The sequence below is a fragment of the Pseudoclavibacter sp. RFBG4 genome (assembly GCF_002931515.1).
In the GTDB taxonomy this organism is placed as follows: domain Bacteria; phylum Actinomycetota; class Actinomycetes; order Actinomycetales; family Microbacteriaceae; genus Pseudoclavibacter.
Map to the genome: position 1 here is coordinate 195,781 of NZ_PSYC01000024.1, position 17,991 is coordinate 213,771.

Here is a 17,991-nt window from a genome sequence, read left to right on the forward strand (position 1 = left end):
TTCGTGGCCTGAGCCACATCGAGATCCTGGGAGCCGACACTCGTGAGCGTTCTGATTGCCATCGGTTGCATCATCATCTTCGGCGCCGGACTCTGGTGCTACGGCCTGGCGTTCCAGGTCGACGGCGACACGCTTCGCCTTCTCGTGTTCCTGGCCGGCATCCTGCTGAACTCGCTGGCGCTCTTCATCCCGTGGCAGCTCGTGGGACAAAGCCGCAAGTAGCGACCGAAGCCTCCAGCGCGGTGTTCACCCCCAGCATCGACATCAGCGTTCGGATCAAGGCTCCAGCTGAGCTCATCTGGCAGGCGCTTGTCGATGAAGACCTGCGCGAGCTCTGGTGGGCCGATTCCGAGTTCAAGATCAAGCGCGGAGCGAAGATCACGGCACGATCACTTCGGCCCGGTAAGAAGAAACCTCGTATCACCACGGGAAACATTACCAAGATCGACGCCCCAGAGGAACTCCACTTCACGTGGAAGACCAAATCCGGCGACTTCGAGACCGATGTCGTGCTCGTCGTCGTCCAGCAGAAGGACAAGAAGAGCAAGGTGCGCGTCCTCGAGCAGGGATTCCCCCGCGGTGACTACGCCGAGATCCACGTGGCCAAGTATCGCGATGGCTGGCGCGAGCACCTCCTCCAGCTCCAGGAGCTGTTCGAGGATGGACCCGGTCGGAAGCTCGCGACGAACTCCCTCAAGAACGCCTGACGGGGTCGCTCATCGCCATTCCGCGGCGATGCTCACGAAGACGTTGTCAGAACGACCTTGTCAAAACGACGATGCCCGGACTAGGTGGTCCGGGCATCGTCGTTCGCGAATGCGGGATCTCAGACCCTAGGCCTCGGCAGCGAAGCCCGACGTGTCGCCGATGAGGCGGATGTTGTCTGCAGGAACCGGCTCGACGACGGCCTTCGTCACCTCGGCTGCGAACTCCTGCACGTTGTAGAGCTTGCCGGCCTCTTCGCGACGGGCGGCGATCGCACCGGGGTTGAGTCGGTCGAGCAGCGTGGCGGTGATCGTGCCCTCGATCATGTCGCCGGAGACGACGACGAACTCGATGCCGCGCTCAGTGAGCTCCGGAACGCGTTCGAGGAGCGCATCCTCCCCTGCTCGCTTCGAGCTGGCGACTGCCTCGTACTCGGGCATCGTCGGCGTCGTGCGGATGAAGTGCGCCTGGTGGCTCGTGACGAAGACGACACGGCCCCCGTCGCGCATGAGCTCGAGGGCGCCAGTGAGCGTCTCGACCTGCGCGTCGCGATTGAGCTTCAGCGCGTAGTCCTCGCCGAGGCCCGACTCCATGCCGCCGGAGGCGTTGAGGACAAGCACGTCGAGGCCCCCATATTCGCGCTCGATGGTCGAGAAGAGCTCCTGGCGGCTCTCGGCGTCGGTGAGGTCGGCACCGACGGCGATCGCGGTACCACCGTCGGCCGCGATCGCGTCGACGAGCTTGACGGCCCGCGCTTCCTTGTTGCGGTAGTTCACGACGACCTTGGCGCCAGCCTGCGCGAGGAACTTGACGGTGTCCGCGCCGATACCGCGGGAGGAACCCGTGACAAGCGCACGCTTGCCCTCGAGTGCTCCGGCGGCCAGCGGGTTGAGAATCTGTTCAGCCATGTGCTCGATTCTATTGGGCGTGACGAGAGCCGGGCACACTACCGTTGGGTGCATGCATCACCCGTACCTGGATGGCGCTCCCCCACGTGTCCTCGCCCACCGCGGGCTCGCGCTGCGCGCCACGGAGAACACCAGCGAGGCCTTCCGCGCCGCCCTCGACGTCGGTGCGACGCACATCGAGACGGATGCGCGAGCGTCCAGGGACGGGCGCGCAGTTCTCTGGCACGACGCGACCCTCGAGGGCTTCGACGGGAGCGATCGGAGCCTCGCCGACTCCCCGGCCGCCGAGCTGTCGCGGCTGACGTCGACCGGGCGCACTCCTGGCGCACGACTGCTGCCCCTCGATGAGGCACTCGACGCCTTCCCTCAGGCTCGGTTCAACATCGACGTGAAGTCAGCGAACGCGGTCGACGCCGTCGCCGCCGCCGTGCGACGGACGAACGCGCAGCGACGAGTCCTCGTCACGTCGTTCTCAGCTCGTCGCCTCCAGTCGACCGCGAGTCTCATTCCAGAGGCAGCGCGCGGCGCCGCGAGCTCCGCCATCGCGGCTGCGCTCGTCGGCATGTCGCTGCGGTCGCGCCGGATGCTCCATCGAGCGCTCCGGGGCGCCTCGGCGGTGCAGATTCCCGAGCGGGCCGCGGGGATCGAGCTCCTCTCCCCCACGAGGCTGCGAGCCTTCCACCGCCACGTGCCGGAAGTGCACGTCTGGACCATCAACGACCCGGCGAAGATGGCGGAGCTCCTCGACCGGGGCGTCGACGGGCTCGTGACGGACCGCGCGGATCTCGCCATCGAGGTCGTTCGAAGCCGCAGGAATGTGTGAGTTTCGAAGGAAAAGAGGAACGCGCGGGAATACCTCGGCACAATAGGACGTTGGGACGATAGAAGTAGAACCGCACTGACGAGGAGAGGAGGTCAGCAATGGCTGATCGGAGTCTGCGCGGAATGCGGCTCGGCGCACAGAGCCTGCAGAGTGATGAGGGCGTTGTCCTTGTCGACCGCCAGGTGCGAACGTACGAGACGACCCTGGGTGAGCGCTTCGCCGTCACCTTCGCCGCTGAAGCGGAGGTGCCCGAGGTCTGGGCATCGCCGAAGAGCGGCAACGAGGGTCGTCTGCTTGACGAGGGCGGCGAGCAGGTCGCCTACGAGGCGCCGGAGCAGAAGCACCAGCGCACTCACTGGGACATGCTGCTCGAGCGTCGTACGCGGGAGGAGCTCGAAGAGGTCCTCCAGGAGCGGCTCACGTTCCTGCGCTCACGGCGCGGAACCAAGGGCGCGAAAGACGTCTGACCCCCGCAGGTCGCTCAGCGAGCGACCAAAACTGTCGAAAGGGACGAGGCCTTCGGGCTTCGTCCCTTTCGTGTGTCCGGTCGCTGCGCCCCGCCTCGCGCGTCTCGGGCTGGCTGGCCTCGGCTACCGTCGCGGGATGCGCGCTGTCGCGGTGCTCGTCCGCTGCGTCTTCGAGCTCCCCGCCCCGACGAGCAGACCCAGCCCGAGCGCCGCGAGGGTGACCTCGATGCCGCGCCCGAACAGCACCGCAGGGGTGAGGCCGTCGGCAAGCGGGACATCGACGATCATCACACCCGGCTCGTACCAGGGCAGCTCGGCGAGCACCTCGCCCTCTGGCGAGTAGATAGCGCTCAAGCCGACGGTCGACGCCTGCACGATGGAGCGGCCCGTCTCCATCGAGCGCAGCCGTGCGAATGCGAGCTGCTGGGCGGGCTCGTCGGTCTTCCCGAAATCGGCGTTGTTGCTCGGAGCGAAGAGCACGGTGGCACCCTCGAGGACCGCGTCCCGGATCAGCACGTCATCGACGATGTCGTAGCAGATGTAGGTGCCCGCCCTGATATCGCCGACCTCGAGGATGCTGTCCCGCTCCCCCGGCGAGTAGCCGCGCCCGATCAGGCCGATCAGGTCAGGGGCCAGCGAGTACCAGAACTCACGATCTGGAACGTACTCGCCGAACGGAATCGGGTGCTTCTTGTCGTACTGATCGCCCCAGCCGCTCTCCGCGTCCCAGACGAACTGCGAATTGAAGAACCGGTCGTCGTCGGCGCTTGCACCCTCCTCGACCGTCACGGCGTTCGCCACGATCGGGGCACCGTACTGCTCGCTCAGCTGGTCGAGCGTGCGGCGCACTCCGGTCGAGGTCTTCGGGTCGAGATCGATAGAGCCCTCCGGCCAGAGGATGACGTCGACGTCGGCGTCATCCGGGATGGTGAGGGTCGCATCGACGTGGCCGAGGAAGACGTCCCCGGGATCTCCATCGACGAAGTAGGCGGCCTCTGGGGTGTCGCCCTGGACCGCGGCGATCCGGGCGGAACCGATCTCGGTCGTCGGATAGATGGGAACGACCGCAACGACGAGTACGGCCGATGCGGCCGTGGCCCAGGTCTGGGGTCTGACTCGGGCGCGGCCCAGCTCCAGGGTCAGGGCCACGAGGAAGACCATGACGAAGCCCATGCCCGAGAGTCCCAGCCAGGACACGAGCTCCGCGAACGGACTCGCCGACTGCGACTGTGCGACTCTCCCCCAGGCGAAGCCGCCGTACGGCCACGCCGAGTAGATCGCTTCGCGCAGCGTCCACAGCCCCGCCACCGCTGCCGGGACCAAGAACACGCGTCTCGCGCCGTTCTCCCAGCGTGCCGTGAGGCGACGGTAGGCGATCGCGATGAGCACCGCTCCCCCGGCCCAGAACAGGGACGAGAGGACGCTCAGCGCACTCCACGGGACGGGGCCGAGGAACAGCGAGGCCCAGGCGATGAGCGGGAAGTAGTAGGCGAGTCCGGAGGCGAGGCCCACGAGGAACGCCCCTCCGGCGGAACGGTGCATGAGAGAGCAGAGCACCAGCCCGATGCCGATGAAGGCGAGCGGCCACAGCGCGGGCCCTGGGAAGGCGGCTCTCAGCAGCAGGCCGCCGGCAACGGCACCGAGCAGGGAGAGCCAGAAGGACCTCACCCCACCCCCGAATACGCCACGATGCCCCGACGCACGCTGCTGGATGCCTGCCGCGCGGTCGTCGCGAACTTGCCCTCTGCGACCTTCTCGATCTGGTCGAGCACGTCGAGGACCTGCTTGCACCACCGCACGAAATCGCCGGCAGCGAGGTTCGCCTCCTCGAGGACACGCTCGAGCTCGGCGCCGTGCGCCCAGTGGAAGATGGCGGGGGCGAGGTTCGTCGCCAGGCGTGACGAGCGCGGCACACGGTACTTCTCGGCCAGCTCATCGAGTGACTGCCAGTGCTTCTCGGTGGTCTGCATGGCCCCGCGGAAGGCCCCGCGAGGAAGCTGGTACTCCTCGAGGGTCTCTTCTTCGCGGCGCGGCTCGTAGACGAGGACGGCGGCCATGGCCGCAAGCTGCTGCGGGTTGAGCTCGTTCCACACCTGCCTGCGCAGGCACTCGGCGATGAGCAGGTCACGCTCGCCGTAGATGCGCGCGAGCGTGCGCCCGTGGTCGGTCACGGCGAGGTCCTCGTCACCGCTGTCTGCGGGGGCGAGGTAGCCGAGATCAAGCAGGAGCTCGGTGATCCGGTCGAAGACCTGGGCGACGGCCCCGGTTCTCGACTCGATCTGCCTGGTGAGCTTGTCGTTGTCGTGCTTCAGCTTCCAATAGCGCTCACCCCAGCGAGCGTGCTGCTCCCTGTCCGGGCAGACGTGGCACGGGTGCCGCTTGAGAGCGGTCTGGAGCTGCGTCAGCTTCGCCTGCCTGCGCTCACGCGCCGCGTGCTGGTGCGCCTCGTCGTGGGGGATGCGCTTGCGCTCGAGATCGTTGAGCTCGCGACGGATGCGCGAGTACTCGAAGAAGTCGCCGAGGTGGCAGTTCATGCCCTCCTCGTAGCCCGCGAGGGCCTCCTCCTGCTGACGCACTCGCTTCGCGAGATCGACGACCGCTCTGTCGGCCTGGAACTGCGCGAACGACGACTCGAGCACGGAGCGGGTACGCGCGCGCCCGAACCGGTCGATGAGGTTGACCGCCATGTTGAAGGTCGGCTTGAAGCTCGAGTTCATCGGGTAGGAGCGACGTGAGGCGAGCGAGGCGATCGCCTGGGGATGCATCCCGCCGACCCACTGCACGACGGCGTGGCCTTCGACGTCGATGCCGCGACGGCCCGCTCGGCCGGTCAGCTGCGTGTACTCGCCTGGGGTGATGGGCACTCGCGATTCGCCGTTGAACTTCTCCAGCTTCTCCAGCACCACGGTGCGAGCCGGCATGTTGATGCCGAGCGCCAGCGTCTCGGTCGCGAAGACCAGCTTCACGAGCTTGCGCTGGAAGAGTTCCTCGACGACTTCCTTGAACGCAGGCAGCAGCCCCGCGTGGTGGGCGGCGATGCCGCGCTCGAGGCCTTCCGTCCATTCGTAGTAGCCGAGGACCGCGAGGTCCTGATCGAGGAGGTTGCGGCAGCGGTCCTCGACGATCCAGCGGATCTCGTCGCGCTCCTCGCGAGTCGTCAGCGAGACGCCGGCGCGAAGCACCTGGGAGACGGCCTGGTCGCAGCCCTTGCGGCTGAAGATGAAGTTGATGGCAGGCAGCATGTCGGCGTCGTCGAGCATGCGGGTCAGGCCGGCTCGGTCGGCCCGGGCCGTCTGGAATCGCTGCTCTTTCCAGCTGCTCCCCCGGCCTCGGCGTCCGACGCGGTCGCGGTCGCGGCCGTCTTCACGCCGCCCGCCGCCTCCCTGCGTGGCCCGGACGAGGTCGGGGTTCACGCGGTCGGCGATGTCGCCGTCACGGGTCTCGAAGAGGTCGTAGAGGCGCTGGCCGACGAGCACGTGCTGGAACAGGGGCGTCGGACGCTCTTCGGAGACGATGACGTCGGTGTCGCCGCGCACGGTCTGCAGCCAGTCGCCGAACTCCTCGGCGTTCGAGACCGTCGCGGAGAGCGAGATGAGTCGCACCTCGCTGGGAAGGTGGATGATCACCTCTTCCCAGACGGCCCCCCTGAACCGGTCGGCGAGGTAGTGGACCTCGTCCATGATGACGTACGCGAGGTCGTCGAGCAGGTCGCTGCCGGCGTAGAGCATGTTCCGCAGCACTTCGGTCGTCATGACGACGATCCGCGCGCGGGGGTTGATGTTGACGTCGCCCGTGAGGAGGCCGACCTCGCTCTCGCCGTAGCGGCGCACGAACTCGCTGAACTTCTGGTTGCTCAGCGCCTTGATCGGTGCCGTGTAGAAGATCTTGGCGTTGGGCTGGCGCATCGCGAGGAAGACCCCGAACTCGGCGACGACGGTCTTGCCAGCGCCTGTCGGCGCCGCGACGAGCACGCTCTTGCCTGCCTCGACGCTCGCGCAGGAGGCGATCTGGAACTCGTCGAGGTCGAAGCTGAGTTCGCGACGGAACAGCTCGAACTGCTGCAGTTGAGCGCGGGACCTGCTGGCCGCGAAGCGCTCGGACGGGCTCGGGGTCATGCAGCCGACGCTTCGGCTGCCGCCAGCTCGGCCTCGAACTTCTTGTGCTTCTTCGCACGCCGTCGGTCGTTGATCATGGCGATGCCGACGGCGAGGAAGTACAGGCCGAGCATGGGGGCCATGAGGAAGAACATGGAGAGCACGTCGGCCGACGGTGTCGCCATGGCCGCGAAGAGCGCGACGAGCAGCACGGCCGTTCGCCATCCCTTGAGGATGGCCGAGCCGGTGATGATGCCCGCGAAGTTCAGCATGACGAGGATCACCGGCAGCACGAAGGCGATACCGACCGCGATGCAGAGCGTCATGATGAGCTTGTAGTAGTCGCCCGCGCTGATGAGGCTCGAGCTGTCCTCGGGCGCGAAGCTGACCATGACCTCGACGATGCGGGGCATCAGCAGCCAAGCGACCCAGACGCCCGCGAGGAATAGCGGAATCGCCGTCCCGACGAAGCCGATGGCGTACCAGCGCTCGTTCTTCTTGAGTCCGGGGACGACGAACATCCAGATCTGGTAGAGCCAGACCGGCGAGGACAGGATCACACCGAGGCCGAGGGAGATCTGCAGCCGCAGGTCGAAGGCGCCCGTGATGCTCTGGAAGTTCAGGTCTGCCGTTCGGCCGCGGGACGCTGCGATGTCGTGGATGGGCGCGGCCATCAGGTTGAAGACCCAGTCCGTGAGCAGGAAGCCGCCCACCATGCCGAGCACGATGCCGATCGCGGAGACGATGAGTCGATTGCGGAACTCGATGAGGTGCTCAGCGAGGCGCATGCGCCCGTCGGGATCGCGCTTGCGATCCTTCTTCGCTCTCTTCGGCGTCGTCTTCGGTGCTTCGACCGGGGACGGGCCCTCGCCTGGCTGCAGGGTCACGTCAGTTGGATGGACCAGTGGTGCCCCTGGCATCGGAGCTCGGGGCCGCGGGTGCCTCGGGAGCCGGCGCTGCCGGAGCGGAGTTCTGGACGGGAGGAGTCACGGGGGCCTGCGGTGCTGCAGGTGCCTGCGGCGCAGCGGCGGTCGGCTGCGAGTACACATCCGCGGCCGGCGTGCCGTCGACCTCGTCGTCCTTCTTCATGTTCTTGACCTCGCCGCGGAAGATGCGCATCGACTGTCCGATGCTCTTCGCGAGGCCCGGGAGCTTCGGGGCACCGAAGAGCAACAGGACGATCACCAGGATGATGATGAGGTGTGGGCCAGTCAGATTCGGCATGGTGTCAGTTGCCTTTCACAAGGTGTTCATATTGAAACGGGTCTGCGGTCGTCAGGTCACGGCCGCGCTCGAGGCGCTTCTCGTGTCGCTGCTCTTTGGTTTCGTCGAGCGCTTCTTTCAGCGCACCTCGCTCGACTTGGACCTCGCGAAGACCGCGAACGATCGCATTGCTCCGTGGAGGCGTGAATGAGACGAGCGTCTGCGCACGCTTCTCGAACGCCTCGAGGAGAACCTCGAGACTCGCCAGCTCGCCCTGCAGCAGGACGACCTTCTTGAAGAGCCAGTAGCCCAGTGTGCCGAGCACGACAAGCAGGATGAGCACGAGGCCCACCCAGATGAGAACCCAACTCCACCACGGCATAGTGACTCCAACGATACCTGGTCTGAGCTGAATCGCCAGTCACCCGCCGGTGGCTTGTCGTCGAACTTCAGCGCTTCTTGTGCTCGCGGAGCGCCGTTGCGGCCCAGTCGGCGACGGCAGCCCGCGCGGACGCGGGCGCCAGCACGCGCATCTCCCCCGCATTCCCGGCGATAAGACGGGCGAGATGCCGCATCGAGGCGATGCGGACCTGCACGGTGGCACGTCCGCGGTCGTCGATCGTCGGTGTGGGCTGCCCCGAAGGCAGGTAGTCGCGCAGGAGCGGCAGGACGGCGGCCCCAGCCTCGATCGTGACCAGCACATGGTCCTCGCTCGGCGTGAAGATCGGACGGGATCTCTCGGCGGCAGGATGAGACTCGGCAGAAACTTCCGTGACCACCGCCTCGCGCATCCGGTCGAGCCGGAACACGCGCTCAGCGTCGCGCTCCAGGCACCAGCCACGCAGGAACAGGTCACCGCCCAGGGTCTCGAGCGTGACGGGATCCACGTGGCGCACGCTCTCGTCCCCGTCCTCGCGGCGGTAGCGGAAACGCAGTCGCCGTCGCGTGGCGATCGCCGCCGAAACGGCATCGCGAGCAGCCGGAGGCTCAGCTGTCGACCCGAAGGCGAAATGGGGCGCCGCGCTGCTCGCGCCGAGCTTCCGGAGGAGATCGTCGATGCGGCTCTCGTCGACGAGTCGGGGGAGGCTGCGCAGGAACCCGAGGCCGGCGATCACCGCCGCCGCTTCTCGGTTGGACATGCGCGGCGCTTCCTCGAGCGCGACGAAGTGGGTGACCTCGATGAGGTCGTGCGCTTCGAAGGCGTCCCAGTTGATGTCGAAGAGGTCGAGGTGGCTGTAGACCCCCGCATCGCCGGGTGTGCCGGACACGGCGATGAGTCGTACCGCATCCCTGACCTGCGTCGGGCTCACGCCGAAGTGGTTCGCCGCGGTCTCGACGGGCACCGCTGCTTCCTGCTGGCGCAGGTAGGGCACGAGCGAGACGAGGAGCGCCAGACGGTCGGCGGAGACGAAGGGGCTCACGGAGCGACCTCGCTGTGGTCGACGACGACCTCGTTCAGGCGTGCCTCGACGAGCCTGGCGAGCTGGTCTGGCTGCAGCACACGGACCTCCGCGCCGAACGAGGCGAGGCGATTCGCGAGGAGGTCCACGTCGGTGTAGCCGAGCTCGATCTCACGCCAGGGCGTCTCGGCAGTGGACGCGACCGAGCGGAGCCTGACCTCCGCGTCCGAGCCCTCCCGGACCTCCACCCGCGCGCGCTGACTGCGTGCCAGATCCGCCAGCGTGTCGAGCGCCCGGGCCGCGTGCTGCTCCGGGGTCACGCCCGGGTAGCGCGTCGTGTCGACGGTGCCGAGTGGCCTCGGCGTCGAGACGATGCGGGCCAGGAGGAACATGCGCTCACTCGCCCGGTCGAGATCGTAGGAGACGAGCAGCCAGTTCGCATCCGCGAACACCAGCGCAAGCGGTTCGACCCGGCGAATCCGCGCAGCTTCCTCGCCGGGCTTCGCGTACGAGAACGAGACGAGTCGCCCCTCCTCGATAGCTGTCGAGAGGGGCTCGAAGGCCGCGTCGCGCGCGCGAAGGCGCGGTGCGACGCCCACGAGATCCTCGCTGGTGGTCTCCCCCAGCGCCTTCAGCTTCATGAGGCCGCGCCTCGACTCCTGGGAGACCGAGCCCTCGCGCCACACCTGGGCGGCCAGTGCGAGCAGGGCGGTCTCCTCAGCATCGAACTCGAGTCCTGCTGGCATGGAGAAGCCGCCCCGAGGAACGCGGTAGCGGGCGAGCTGGTTGTTGCCGGGCGCTGACGGGTCGTCGATGACCTCGACGGGAACGCCGAGGTCTCTCAGCTCGGTCTTGTCACGCTCGAATCGCTTCTCGCGTGCGGCAGCCGCACTCCCGGCGCCGCCGTCGCCCGAGTAGCCGTGGACGGTCTCGAAGATGTCGCTCTTCGTGAGTCCTCGCTCGGTCGTCAGGAGCGCGAGGACCAACGAGAACTGGCGCTCCGCAGCGGAAGGCGCCTTGGCTCGGGGTGTTCGCTCGTTCGCCACGCCTCGATGTTAGATCGTGCCGAGGATGTCGACGACGAAGACCAGCGTTGAGCCCGCGGGAATCGCCTCGCTCGCCTGGTCGCCATAGCCGAGGGCTGGCGGGATGACGGCGATGACCTGCGAGCCCACCGTCTGGCCGACGAGGGCCTGCGCGAAGCCGTCGACGACGCCGGTGGTGGAGAACTGGGCTGGGGTGCCGCGGTCCCAGGAGCTGTCGAACGTCTCCCCCGTCGCGAAGAGGACGCCGGTGTACTGGACGACGACGGAGCTGCCCTCTGCCACGACTGGGCCGGTGCCGAGCTTGCGTGTCTCGAGGACCAGCTCGTCCGGCGCAGTCGCACCTTCGACGACCGTGACCTGCGGGGCGCCCTCGGCTGCGTCCGTCACGGTGACGAGCGACTGCGACGATGCCTGCTCGGCTCCCGTGGCCCGCGTCTCCGGCACCTCGATCACGTCGGCCACGACAAGCGCGGGCGGCGTGTCCGTTGCTCCCGCGTTGGCGGTTCCTTCGAGAAGCAGGGCCGCGGGGATGAGCGCGACGACGCGCGAACCGGAGGTCACGCCATCGAAGAGTCCCGTGAGGTAGCCCGGGATGCCCTCCGCGTTGAGATCGAGGACCTGCCCGAGCGGCGCGTACGGGCTCTCCTCGGCCTTCGTGCCAGCGTCGTACACCGTGAGGTTCGCCGCGACCGTGGAGTCGAGCGTGATCTCCTCGCCGTCACCCTCGATCTCGACGCGGCGCTCCATCTCCTCGCCGAGTCCTGCGACATCGCCGATCTCGATGGTCGGTGCTGCGCCGTACTCGCCGCTGACCTCGACGCCGTTGAGCGCGTCTCCGCTCGCGGCAGGGGTCGAGCTGCCGGCGCACGAGGCCAGACCGAGCGAGAGGAGGAGGGCCGCGGCGATCGCGGGGAGACGTCGTTGCATTGATCCGCCTTGCGTGGAGTCGGGAGGGAGGTGGGGAGTCAGCCTGGTCGCTACTCGGCGGCCAGGATGTCGATCACGAAGACCAGGGTGCGTCCCTGCGTGGCCGTGGCGTTCAACGGCCCTGGCTGCGACGCGAGGCGCTCGGGGGGAAGGACGACGACGAGCTGCGAGCCGACCGGGGTGCCCACGATCTCCTGGCTCAGCCCGAAGAGGCCGTCGGTGGGCGCCATGGTGAGCTGGAGCACGTTGTTGCCGGGGGTCCACGTGGATGCGACCTGCTCACCGGTCGTCCAGTCGAACGCCGAGAGCTGCATCGTCACGGCCTGGCCTTCGGCGACCGGGGACCCGTAGCCGTCGATGCGCACGTGGCGCTTCGGGGCTGCGGGCGGCTCCTGGGCTGGCATGGTCACGCCAGGGGTGCCGTTCGGTGCCGTCACGACGGCCGGGATGCCGTCTTCGGGGGCGGCGATGCGCCCACCGGCACTCGATGGGTACACGTCGAGCACATCGGCGATGGCGACGATGGTCATGGCCGGGTCGACGCCCGTGGATGCCGCCGCCTCGCCGAACAGGACGCTCGCGGGCATGACGGCAACGACGCGCTCACCGGTCTGCGAGCACTCGATGGCCTCCGCTAGTCCGGGGAACGTGTTCGCTATCGTCGCAACGCTCGTCGGCGCGGAGGCGCCGGACTCATCCGCAACCGTCGGGCTGTAGGGCACGAGCACCTCGCCGCCGGCGCCGTCGAGGAGCTCGAAGTTCGCTCGCACGACTCCTGATGGAGTGACCGGGTCGCCGGTTCCGACGCCGTCACGTGTGGTCTCGAGAGCGGTCACCGACAGGGGATGCGGCAGGGTCGCGCCGCTGAGCTCGCCGAACGCGCCGTCGGCGGTGATGCTCGTCGAAGCGGTGCCCTCGACGCCGGGCAGCTCGCACGCCGCGACGTCGAGCTCGCTCTCCGGCCAGGTGACGCAGCCCGTGAGGGCGATCGCGACGGCGGACGCGGTCATCGCGGCCCCCACGAGTCGGATTCCTGTGCGATTCATTCGCTCTCTCCCTCTGGTCCGGTGCTCTGCGCCTCGGTGTCGTCCTGCTGCGGTTCGGAGGGCTCCGGCTCGCTGCCCTGTCCGGAGGTGATGGCGGCGCCCCGCTGCGCGAGTCTGGCGCGCTTGCGGAGCACCTTGTCGCTCACCTGTCGGTCGCCCAGCGATCCCGGCGTCCAGATCTCCACGTCCTCATCGCTGAAGTCCGACTTCGAGGCTCGGCGCTTGAGGTTCGGCAGGACGGCGCCGTCCGCGAGGCGGCGGGCCGTGAGCAGGAAGCCGGTGTGGCCGATCATGCGGTGGTCGGGACGCACAGCGAGGCCCTCGACGTGCCACCCGCGGACCATCGTCTCGTCGGCATTCGGATCGGTGAAGAGGCCGGTCGCGCGGATGGCCTCGGCGACGCGCGACAGCTGGGTGACCGTGGCCACGTAGCAGAGCAGCACTCCGCCGGGCTTGAGAGCATCCGCGACGACCTCGAGGCACTCCCAGGGGGCGAGCATGTCGAGCACGGCCCGGTCGGCGGTCCCGTCGGCGTGCTGCTCTGGCAGCGCCTCGGCGAGATCGCCGAGCACGAGGTTCCAGTTGTCCGGCTTCTCGCCCATGACGCTGATGACATTGCCCTCTGCGACCTGCGCGAACTCCTCCCGCCGCTCGAAGGACGTGAGCGAACCCGTCCCCCCGAGCATGCGAAGGATCCAGAGCGAGAGCGCGCCGGAGCCGACGCCGGCTTCGATGACGCGTGCACCCGGGCGGATGTCGGCCTTCGCGAGAATCGCTGCCGCATCCTTCGGGTAGATGATGGCAGCGCCGCGCGGCATGGACATGACGATGTCCTCGAGCAGCGGACGCAGCGCGAGGTACTGGCCCCCATCGGTCGCGGCGATGACGGAGCCCTCATCGACGCCGATGATCGTGTCGTGGTCGATCATGCCCTTGTGCATGAAGTAGCGCTTGCCCGGCTCCAGGTAGAGGGTGCTCACGCGCCCCTTCGGGCCGGTCAGCTGCACGCGGTCTCCAGCGCGGAAGGGCCCGCCGATGTCGGTCTGGGTCATAGCTGTGCTTCGCTTTCTCGGTTGGCGGCGTCGTCTGCCGTCTGTGCGTCCTGTCCCGTCGCCGCTGCGCTGGCCACGCGCTCGACGAGCTCGCCGAGCGCGTCGAGGGTGATGCCCTCGAGCGTGTGCGTGACGAGGTGCGCGTGGTGCGCCTCGAGCGTCTGGCCGTGCGGGATGCCGATCGTCGCGCATCCCGCGGCCCGAGCGGCCTCGAGGCCACGACGCGAGTCCTCGACAGCGATGCAGCTCTCCGGGGCGACGCCCAGCTGCTCGGCCGCGCGGAGGTACGGTTCGGGGTGCGGCTTGCCGTTGTCGACCTCGTCGCCGGCGATCACGATCGTGAACAGCGGGGCGTCGAGCGTCGAGACGACTGCGTCCGCGAGGATGCGCGTCGAGTTCGTCACGAGCGCGTTCGGGATGCCTGCGGCGTGCAGATCCGTCAGCAGCTCCAGAGCGCCGGGCCGCCAGTCGAGCTCCCTGAGGATGCTCGCCATGACCGTCGAGTTCATGTGGTCCACGATCTCCTGCGGCTCGAGCTTGACGCCGAGGCGAGCGAAGAACTCGGACGCGTCGGCCATGCTCGAGCCCACCATCCCCAGCTCCTGCTCTTCGGTGAGCGGGGGCAGGCCGTGGTCGCTGAGGAGGTTCAGCTGAGCCGTCTGCCAGTACTGCTCGGTGTCGACGATGGTGCCGTCCATGTCCCACAGGACGGCGGCGGGAAGTTTCGAAGGAGCCACGGGGCGACAGTCTACGGGGCGGCAGGGCGGCTGCCGACGCCCCGCCGCGTATCCTTGGACGACAGTCCATCCATGGCGAGGAGCACGGTGACGGATCACAGCGAGGCCACCACACCATTTGCGCGAGGCAGACTGCTTGTGGTCGCCTTGCTCGGCTGGAACGATGCGGGCGACGCGGCATCGAGCGCCGTCCGATCGCTGCAGGAGGCTATCGGCGCGGACCGCCTCATCGCGGACATCGACGACGAGTCGTTCTTCGACTACTCGATCCACCGCCCGGTCATGAAGGCAGGCGTGGAGGGGATCCGGAAGATCCAGTGGCCGAGCGTCGCCTTCAGCGGCATCCCGCTTCGTGAGGCCTCGGTGGCGGATGCCCCGGCGGAGACCACGGAGCTCGCGGCAGATGCGGGGCTCTCGGTGAGCTCCGACAACGGAGAGAACGTGTTCGTGCTCATCGGCCCGGAGCCGACGCTGCGGTGGCGGAGCTTCACGAAGCACGTCGTCGACCTGTGCGAGCGGGAGGGCATCACGCGCATCGTGCTCGTCGGCGCGCTCCTCGCCGACGTGCCGCACACCAGACCCATCACGATCTTCATGTCGAGCGACGACGCGGTGGTCCGCGAGGAGCTCGACATCGACCGCAGCGAGTACGAGGGGCCGACGGGAGTGCTGTCGGCGATCGGCGAGGAAGCGCGTTCGCGCGGCATGCTGGTGCTCTCGCTCTGGGCTTCCGTTCCCCACTACGCGCACCACTCGCCCTCGCCGAAGGCCACGCTCGCCCTCGTCGACCGTCTCACCGAGATCGTCGATGTCTCGATCCCCCACGGCGAGCTCGTCACCGAGTCCGCGGAATGGGAGGCGGAGGTGACGGAGGCGACCGCGCAGGACGAGGAGATCGCGCAGTACGTCGGCTACCTCGAGCGCACGCGCGACATGGTCGAGGCGCCCGAGGCGTCCGGTGAGGCGATCGCGCAGGAGTTCGAGCGCTTCCTGGAGCAGGCGGCCGGGAAGAAGCCGCAGCCGGGGCCAGGGGCATTCCCAACCGATCTCTCGGGGACCGCGCAGCGGCCCATGGGAGGCGACCGCCGAGTGACGCCCGAGGGTGACGATCAGGATGCGGACGCTTCCGAGTCCGAGTCTCCTGCCGCGGAGGAGACTGAGGCACCCGAGGCACCCGAGGGCTCCGAGGACTGACCCGGCCAGGAGCGGGTCCCCGAGCCGGGAGCCCGCTCGGAGCTACTCGCTGGTGAGGCTCACACCCAGGAGGGCGTCGACGAGCCGGATCACGTCGCCGTCTCCGGCGGCCGGAGGCGCCTGCACCCACTCGTCGACGATCTCGACGACCGCTGGGGTGTTCAGATCCTCGGCGATCGCCGCCCGCATCCGCGTGACGAAGCTGCTCTGCTCGGACGGGGCCGCTCCGGCGATCGACCGCCGTGCTCGCTCACGCCAGGCAGACAGGCGCTCGCTCGAGCGCTCGAGTTCCGCGTCGGTCCACTCCCAGTCGCTCCGGTAGTGGTGGGAGAGCATCGCGAGCCTGATCGCCATGGGATCGACCCCATCGGCGGTGAGCCTCGAGACGAGCACGAGGTTGCCGAGGGACTTCGACATCTTGGTCCCGTCGTAGGCGATGAGGCCAGCATGCGCGTACGCGCGGGCGAAGTCGGCTGCTGAGCCGTTCGAGTCTGCCGAGGTCAGCGAGATCGCGTGCGCGGCCGAGAGCTCGTGGTGGGGGAAGCGAAGGTCGCGGCCGCCGCCCTGCACCGAGATCGGGGCCCCGAGCGTGCGCGTCGCGATGACGGAGCACTCGATGTGCCAACCGGGACGACCGAGTCCCACGGCGCTCTCGAAGGCGGGCTCGCCGTCGCGCGCGCTGCGCCAGAGCAGCGGATCGAAGGGGCCGTGCTTGCCCTCACGGTCCGGGTCTCCCCCGAACTCGAGGAAGGCGGCTTCCATCTCGGCTGGGGTGTACCCGGAGACGTCGCCCATCGTCCAGCTGCTGGCGGTCTCGGCGGCCGCGACGTCGTAGTACACGTCGCCGAGCTCGGTGACGGCAGCGGGAGCCGCGTCGCTCGCGACGGCGACCCGGTAGGCGAGTCCCGCGTCGATGAGCTGCGCGATGGCCTCGCCCGTCTCGGCGATGCTGTCCTGCACCCGCACGTACGCGTCCGGCGGCAGCACGCGAAGCGCGGCCATGTCCGAGCGGAAGAGGTCGGTCTGCGAGGTCGCGATCTCCTGCCAGTCGCGCCCCGTCTTGGCGGCGCGCTCGAGGAGCGGGTCGTCGACGTCCGTGATGTTCTGCGCGTACCTGACCTCGAGACCCGCATCGCGCCAGGCGCGTCCGAGGGTGTCGAACGCGAGATACGTGGCCGCGTGGCCGAGGTGCGTCGCGTCGTATGGGGTGATCCCGCAGACGTAGAGGGTCGCGATCCCATCGGGGGTGACGGTGTCCTGCACACGTCCGCTCGCCGAGTCGAAGACCCTGATCGGACCACCGCCGTTGCCGGCTACCGAGGGGACTGCAGGGATGGGCCACGAGGGAACGGTTCGCACCGGGACATCCTATGTCGCGCCCCAGCCTTCACCCTCGAGTGGGACTCCCCACCGCGTGTCAGCGTCAGGCGGCGCCGCTCGTCGGGTCCATGAGTCCGAACGAGAGCAGGATGATGATGAGCGTTCCGAGCGCGATTCGGTACACCACGAAGGGCAGGAAGCTGCCCTTGTTGAGGTACGCCATGAGGTACTTGATGACGACGAGACCGACCACGAACGAGATGATCGTCGCGATGATCGTTCCGACGACGGGCGCCTGGGCACCCTCCGTCTCCCCGAACGCGGAGACGAGCTCGTAGAAGCCGGAGCCGAAGACAGCTGGCACCGCCAGGAGGAAGCTGTAGCGGGCAGCCGACGGACGGTCGTAGCCCATGATGCGTCCGGCCGTGATCGTGCCGCCGGAGCGCGAGACGCCGGGGATGAGGGCGAGCGCCTGAGCGAACCCGTAGACGATGCCGTCCCTCGTGTTGAGGTCCTGCAGTGCCTTTGCACGCTTGCCGAAGATGTCGGCGAGGCCGAGGATGACGCCGAAGATGATGAGCGTGAACGCCACGATCCACAGCGACCTGAACTGGTCCCGGATCAGGCTCTGCAGCAGGAAGCCGAGGACGACGATCGGGATCGAGCCGAAGATGATGAGCCAGCCCATGCGCGCATCCGGGTCGTTCCGGGGAACGCTGCCGCGAAGCGAGCCGAACCAGCGGGAGATGATGCGCTTGATGTCGCCCCAGAAGTAGACCAGGACGGCCGCCTCGGTGCCCAGCTGGATGATGGCGGTGAAGGTCGCCCCAGGGTCCTGCACGCCGATCCACTCGCCGACGATGCGAATGTGCGCGCTCGAGGAGATCGGGAGGAACTCGGTGAGCGCCTGCACGAGTCCGAGGATGACGGCGTCAAACCAGTTCATTGCCACTGCCTTTTCGAGAGAGATTTCCTGCTGCGGCCGCGGTCGAGGTCACGTCGGGCCCGGCGCACGCTAACACGAATCCGGCAGTCAGGCGCGGAGGGCACCCCGGAGCCGAATGGATGT

Annotated in this window: 19 protein-coding genes; 5 read left to right on the top strand and 14 right to left on the bottom strand. The window is 68.2% G+C overall.

The window, feature by feature from the left end; all coding sequences use genetic code 11:
- The first annotated feature begins 42 nt into the window (after window positions 1-42).
- A complete protein-coding gene (locus tag C5E10_RS19120) occupies window positions 43-222 on the top strand; it encodes a hypothetical protein (RefSeq protein ID WP_160071711.1) in 180 nt (59 codons plus the stop codon).
- Window positions 223-242: 20 nt separating this feature from the next.
- Window positions 243-707, top strand: a complete 465-nt coding sequence (locus C5E10_RS07880) for an SRPBCC domain-containing protein (RefSeq protein WP_181062687.1) — start codon at window positions 243-245, stop codon at window positions 705-707.
- Between the two features lie 126 nt (window positions 708-833).
- Here the strand turns inward: C5E10_RS07880 and C5E10_RS07885 are convergent, their stop codons facing one another.
- Complete coding sequence (locus C5E10_RS07885) at window positions 834-1,613, bottom strand: SDR family oxidoreductase (RefSeq protein ID WP_181062688.1); 780 nt, start codon at window positions 1,611-1,613, stop codon at window positions 834-836.
- A 52-nt stretch (window positions 1,614-1,665) separates the two neighbouring features.
- Between C5E10_RS07885 and C5E10_RS07890 the strand changes: the two genes are divergently transcribed.
- Both C5E10_RS07890 and C5E10_RS07895 read left to right on the top strand, forming a co-directional pair.
- Window positions 1,666-2,436 (top strand): glycerophosphodiester phosphodiesterase family protein, encoded by a 771-nt coding sequence (locus tag C5E10_RS07890; RefSeq protein ID WP_104331167.1) that lies wholly within the window; start codon window positions 1,666-1,668, stop codon window positions 2,434-2,436.
- Window positions 2,437-2,534: 98 nt separating this feature from the next.
- The gene (locus C5E10_RS07895; RefSeq protein WP_068479689.1) at window positions 2,535-2,903 is read left to right on the top strand and encodes an RNA polymerase-binding protein RbpA; all 369 of its coding nucleotides are present in this window, start codon (window positions 2,535-2,537) and stop codon (window positions 2,901-2,903) included.
- 123 nt (window positions 2,904-3,026) lie between these two features.
- Here C5E10_RS07895 and lnt read toward each other — a convergent pair whose 3' ends face one another.
- The 11 genes from lnt to C5E10_RS07950 form a co-directional block, all read right to left on the bottom strand.
- Window positions 3,027-4,571 (bottom strand): apolipoprotein N-acyltransferase, encoded by a 1,545-nt coding sequence (gene lnt / locus C5E10_RS07900; protein WP_104331168.1) that lies wholly within the window; start codon window positions 4,569-4,571, stop codon window positions 3,027-3,029.
- Entirely contained in the window at window positions 4,568-7,018 is a 2,451-nt protein-coding gene (locus C5E10_RS07905) for an RNA helicase (RefSeq protein ID WP_104331169.1), read from the bottom strand. The genes lnt and C5E10_RS07905 overlap by 4 nt, the downstream gene beginning before the upstream one ends.
- Entirely contained in the window at window positions 7,015-7,884 is an 870-nt protein-coding gene (gene tatC / locus C5E10_RS07910) for a twin-arginine translocase subunit TatC (protein WP_258071039.1), read from the bottom strand. Before tatC ends, C5E10_RS07905 begins: the two co-directional genes overlap by 4 nt.
- Before the next feature lies 1 nt (window position 7,885).
- On the bottom strand, window positions 7,886-8,221 hold the full coding sequence (gene tatA / locus C5E10_RS07915; RefSeq protein WP_104331170.1) for a Sec-independent protein translocase subunit TatA: 336 nt from the start codon (window positions 8,219-8,221) through the stop codon (window positions 7,886-7,888).
- Window positions 8,222-8,225: 4 nt separating this feature from the next.
- Entirely contained in the window at window positions 8,226-8,543 is a 318-nt protein-coding gene (locus C5E10_RS07920; RefSeq protein WP_146080198.1) for a hypothetical protein, read from the bottom strand.
- Window positions 8,544-8,649: 106 nt separating this feature from the next.
- Window positions 8,650-9,621: a YafY family protein gene (locus C5E10_RS07925; protein WP_104331172.1), complete on the bottom strand. Its 972-nt coding sequence runs from the start codon at window positions 9,619-9,621 to the stop codon at window positions 8,650-8,652.
- On the bottom strand, window positions 9,618-10,646 hold the full coding sequence (locus tag C5E10_RS07930; protein ID WP_104331173.1) for a YafY family protein: 1,029 nt from the start codon (window positions 10,644-10,646) through the stop codon (window positions 9,618-9,620). Before C5E10_RS07930 ends, C5E10_RS07925 begins: the two co-directional genes overlap by 4 nt.
- Before the next feature lie 9 nt (window positions 10,647-10,655).
- Window positions 10,656-11,573, bottom strand: coding sequence for an FKBP-type peptidyl-prolyl cis-trans isomerase (locus C5E10_RS07935; RefSeq protein WP_104331174.1), 918 nt, complete (start codon window positions 11,571-11,573; stop codon window positions 10,656-10,658).
- Between the two features lie 50 nt (window positions 11,574-11,623).
- Window positions 11,624-12,619: a hypothetical protein gene (locus tag C5E10_RS07940; RefSeq protein WP_146080199.1), complete on the bottom strand. Its 996-nt coding sequence runs from the start codon at window positions 12,617-12,619 to the stop codon at window positions 11,624-11,626.
- Window positions 12,616-13,671, bottom strand: a complete 1,056-nt coding sequence (locus C5E10_RS07945) for a tRNA (adenine-N1)-methyltransferase (protein WP_104331176.1) — start codon at window positions 13,669-13,671, stop codon at window positions 12,616-12,618. Before C5E10_RS07945 ends, C5E10_RS07940 begins: the two co-directional genes overlap by 4 nt.
- Window positions 13,668-14,408 carry an HAD family phosphatase gene (locus C5E10_RS07950; RefSeq protein WP_146080200.1) on the bottom strand — a complete coding sequence of 247 codons (741 nt, stop codon included), beginning with the start codon at window positions 14,406-14,408 and terminating at the stop codon, window positions 13,668-13,670. The genes C5E10_RS07945 and C5E10_RS07950 overlap by 4 nt, the downstream gene beginning before the upstream one ends.
- Window positions 14,409-14,495: 87 nt before the next feature.
- Between C5E10_RS07950 and C5E10_RS07955 the strand changes: the two genes are divergently transcribed.
- Window positions 14,496-15,602, top strand: a complete 1,107-nt coding sequence (locus C5E10_RS07955) for a proteasome assembly chaperone family protein (RefSeq protein ID WP_258071040.1) — start codon at window positions 14,496-14,498, stop codon at window positions 15,600-15,602.
- Window positions 15,603-15,644: 42 nt separating this feature from the next.
- Here C5E10_RS07955 and mshC read toward each other — a convergent pair whose 3' ends face one another.
- Window positions 15,645-16,961 (bottom strand): cysteine--1-D-myo-inosityl 2-amino-2-deoxy-alpha-D-glucopyranoside ligase, encoded by a 1,317-nt coding sequence (mshC, locus tag C5E10_RS07960; protein ID WP_104331179.1) that lies wholly within the window; start codon window positions 16,959-16,961, stop codon window positions 15,645-15,647.
- A gap of 64 nt (window positions 16,962-17,025) precedes the next feature.
- Window positions 17,026-17,868: an undecaprenyl-diphosphate phosphatase gene (locus tag C5E10_RS07965; RefSeq protein ID WP_104331180.1), complete on the bottom strand. Its 843-nt coding sequence runs from the start codon at window positions 17,866-17,868 to the stop codon at window positions 17,026-17,028.
- Window positions 17,869-17,991 lie beyond the last annotated feature (123 nt).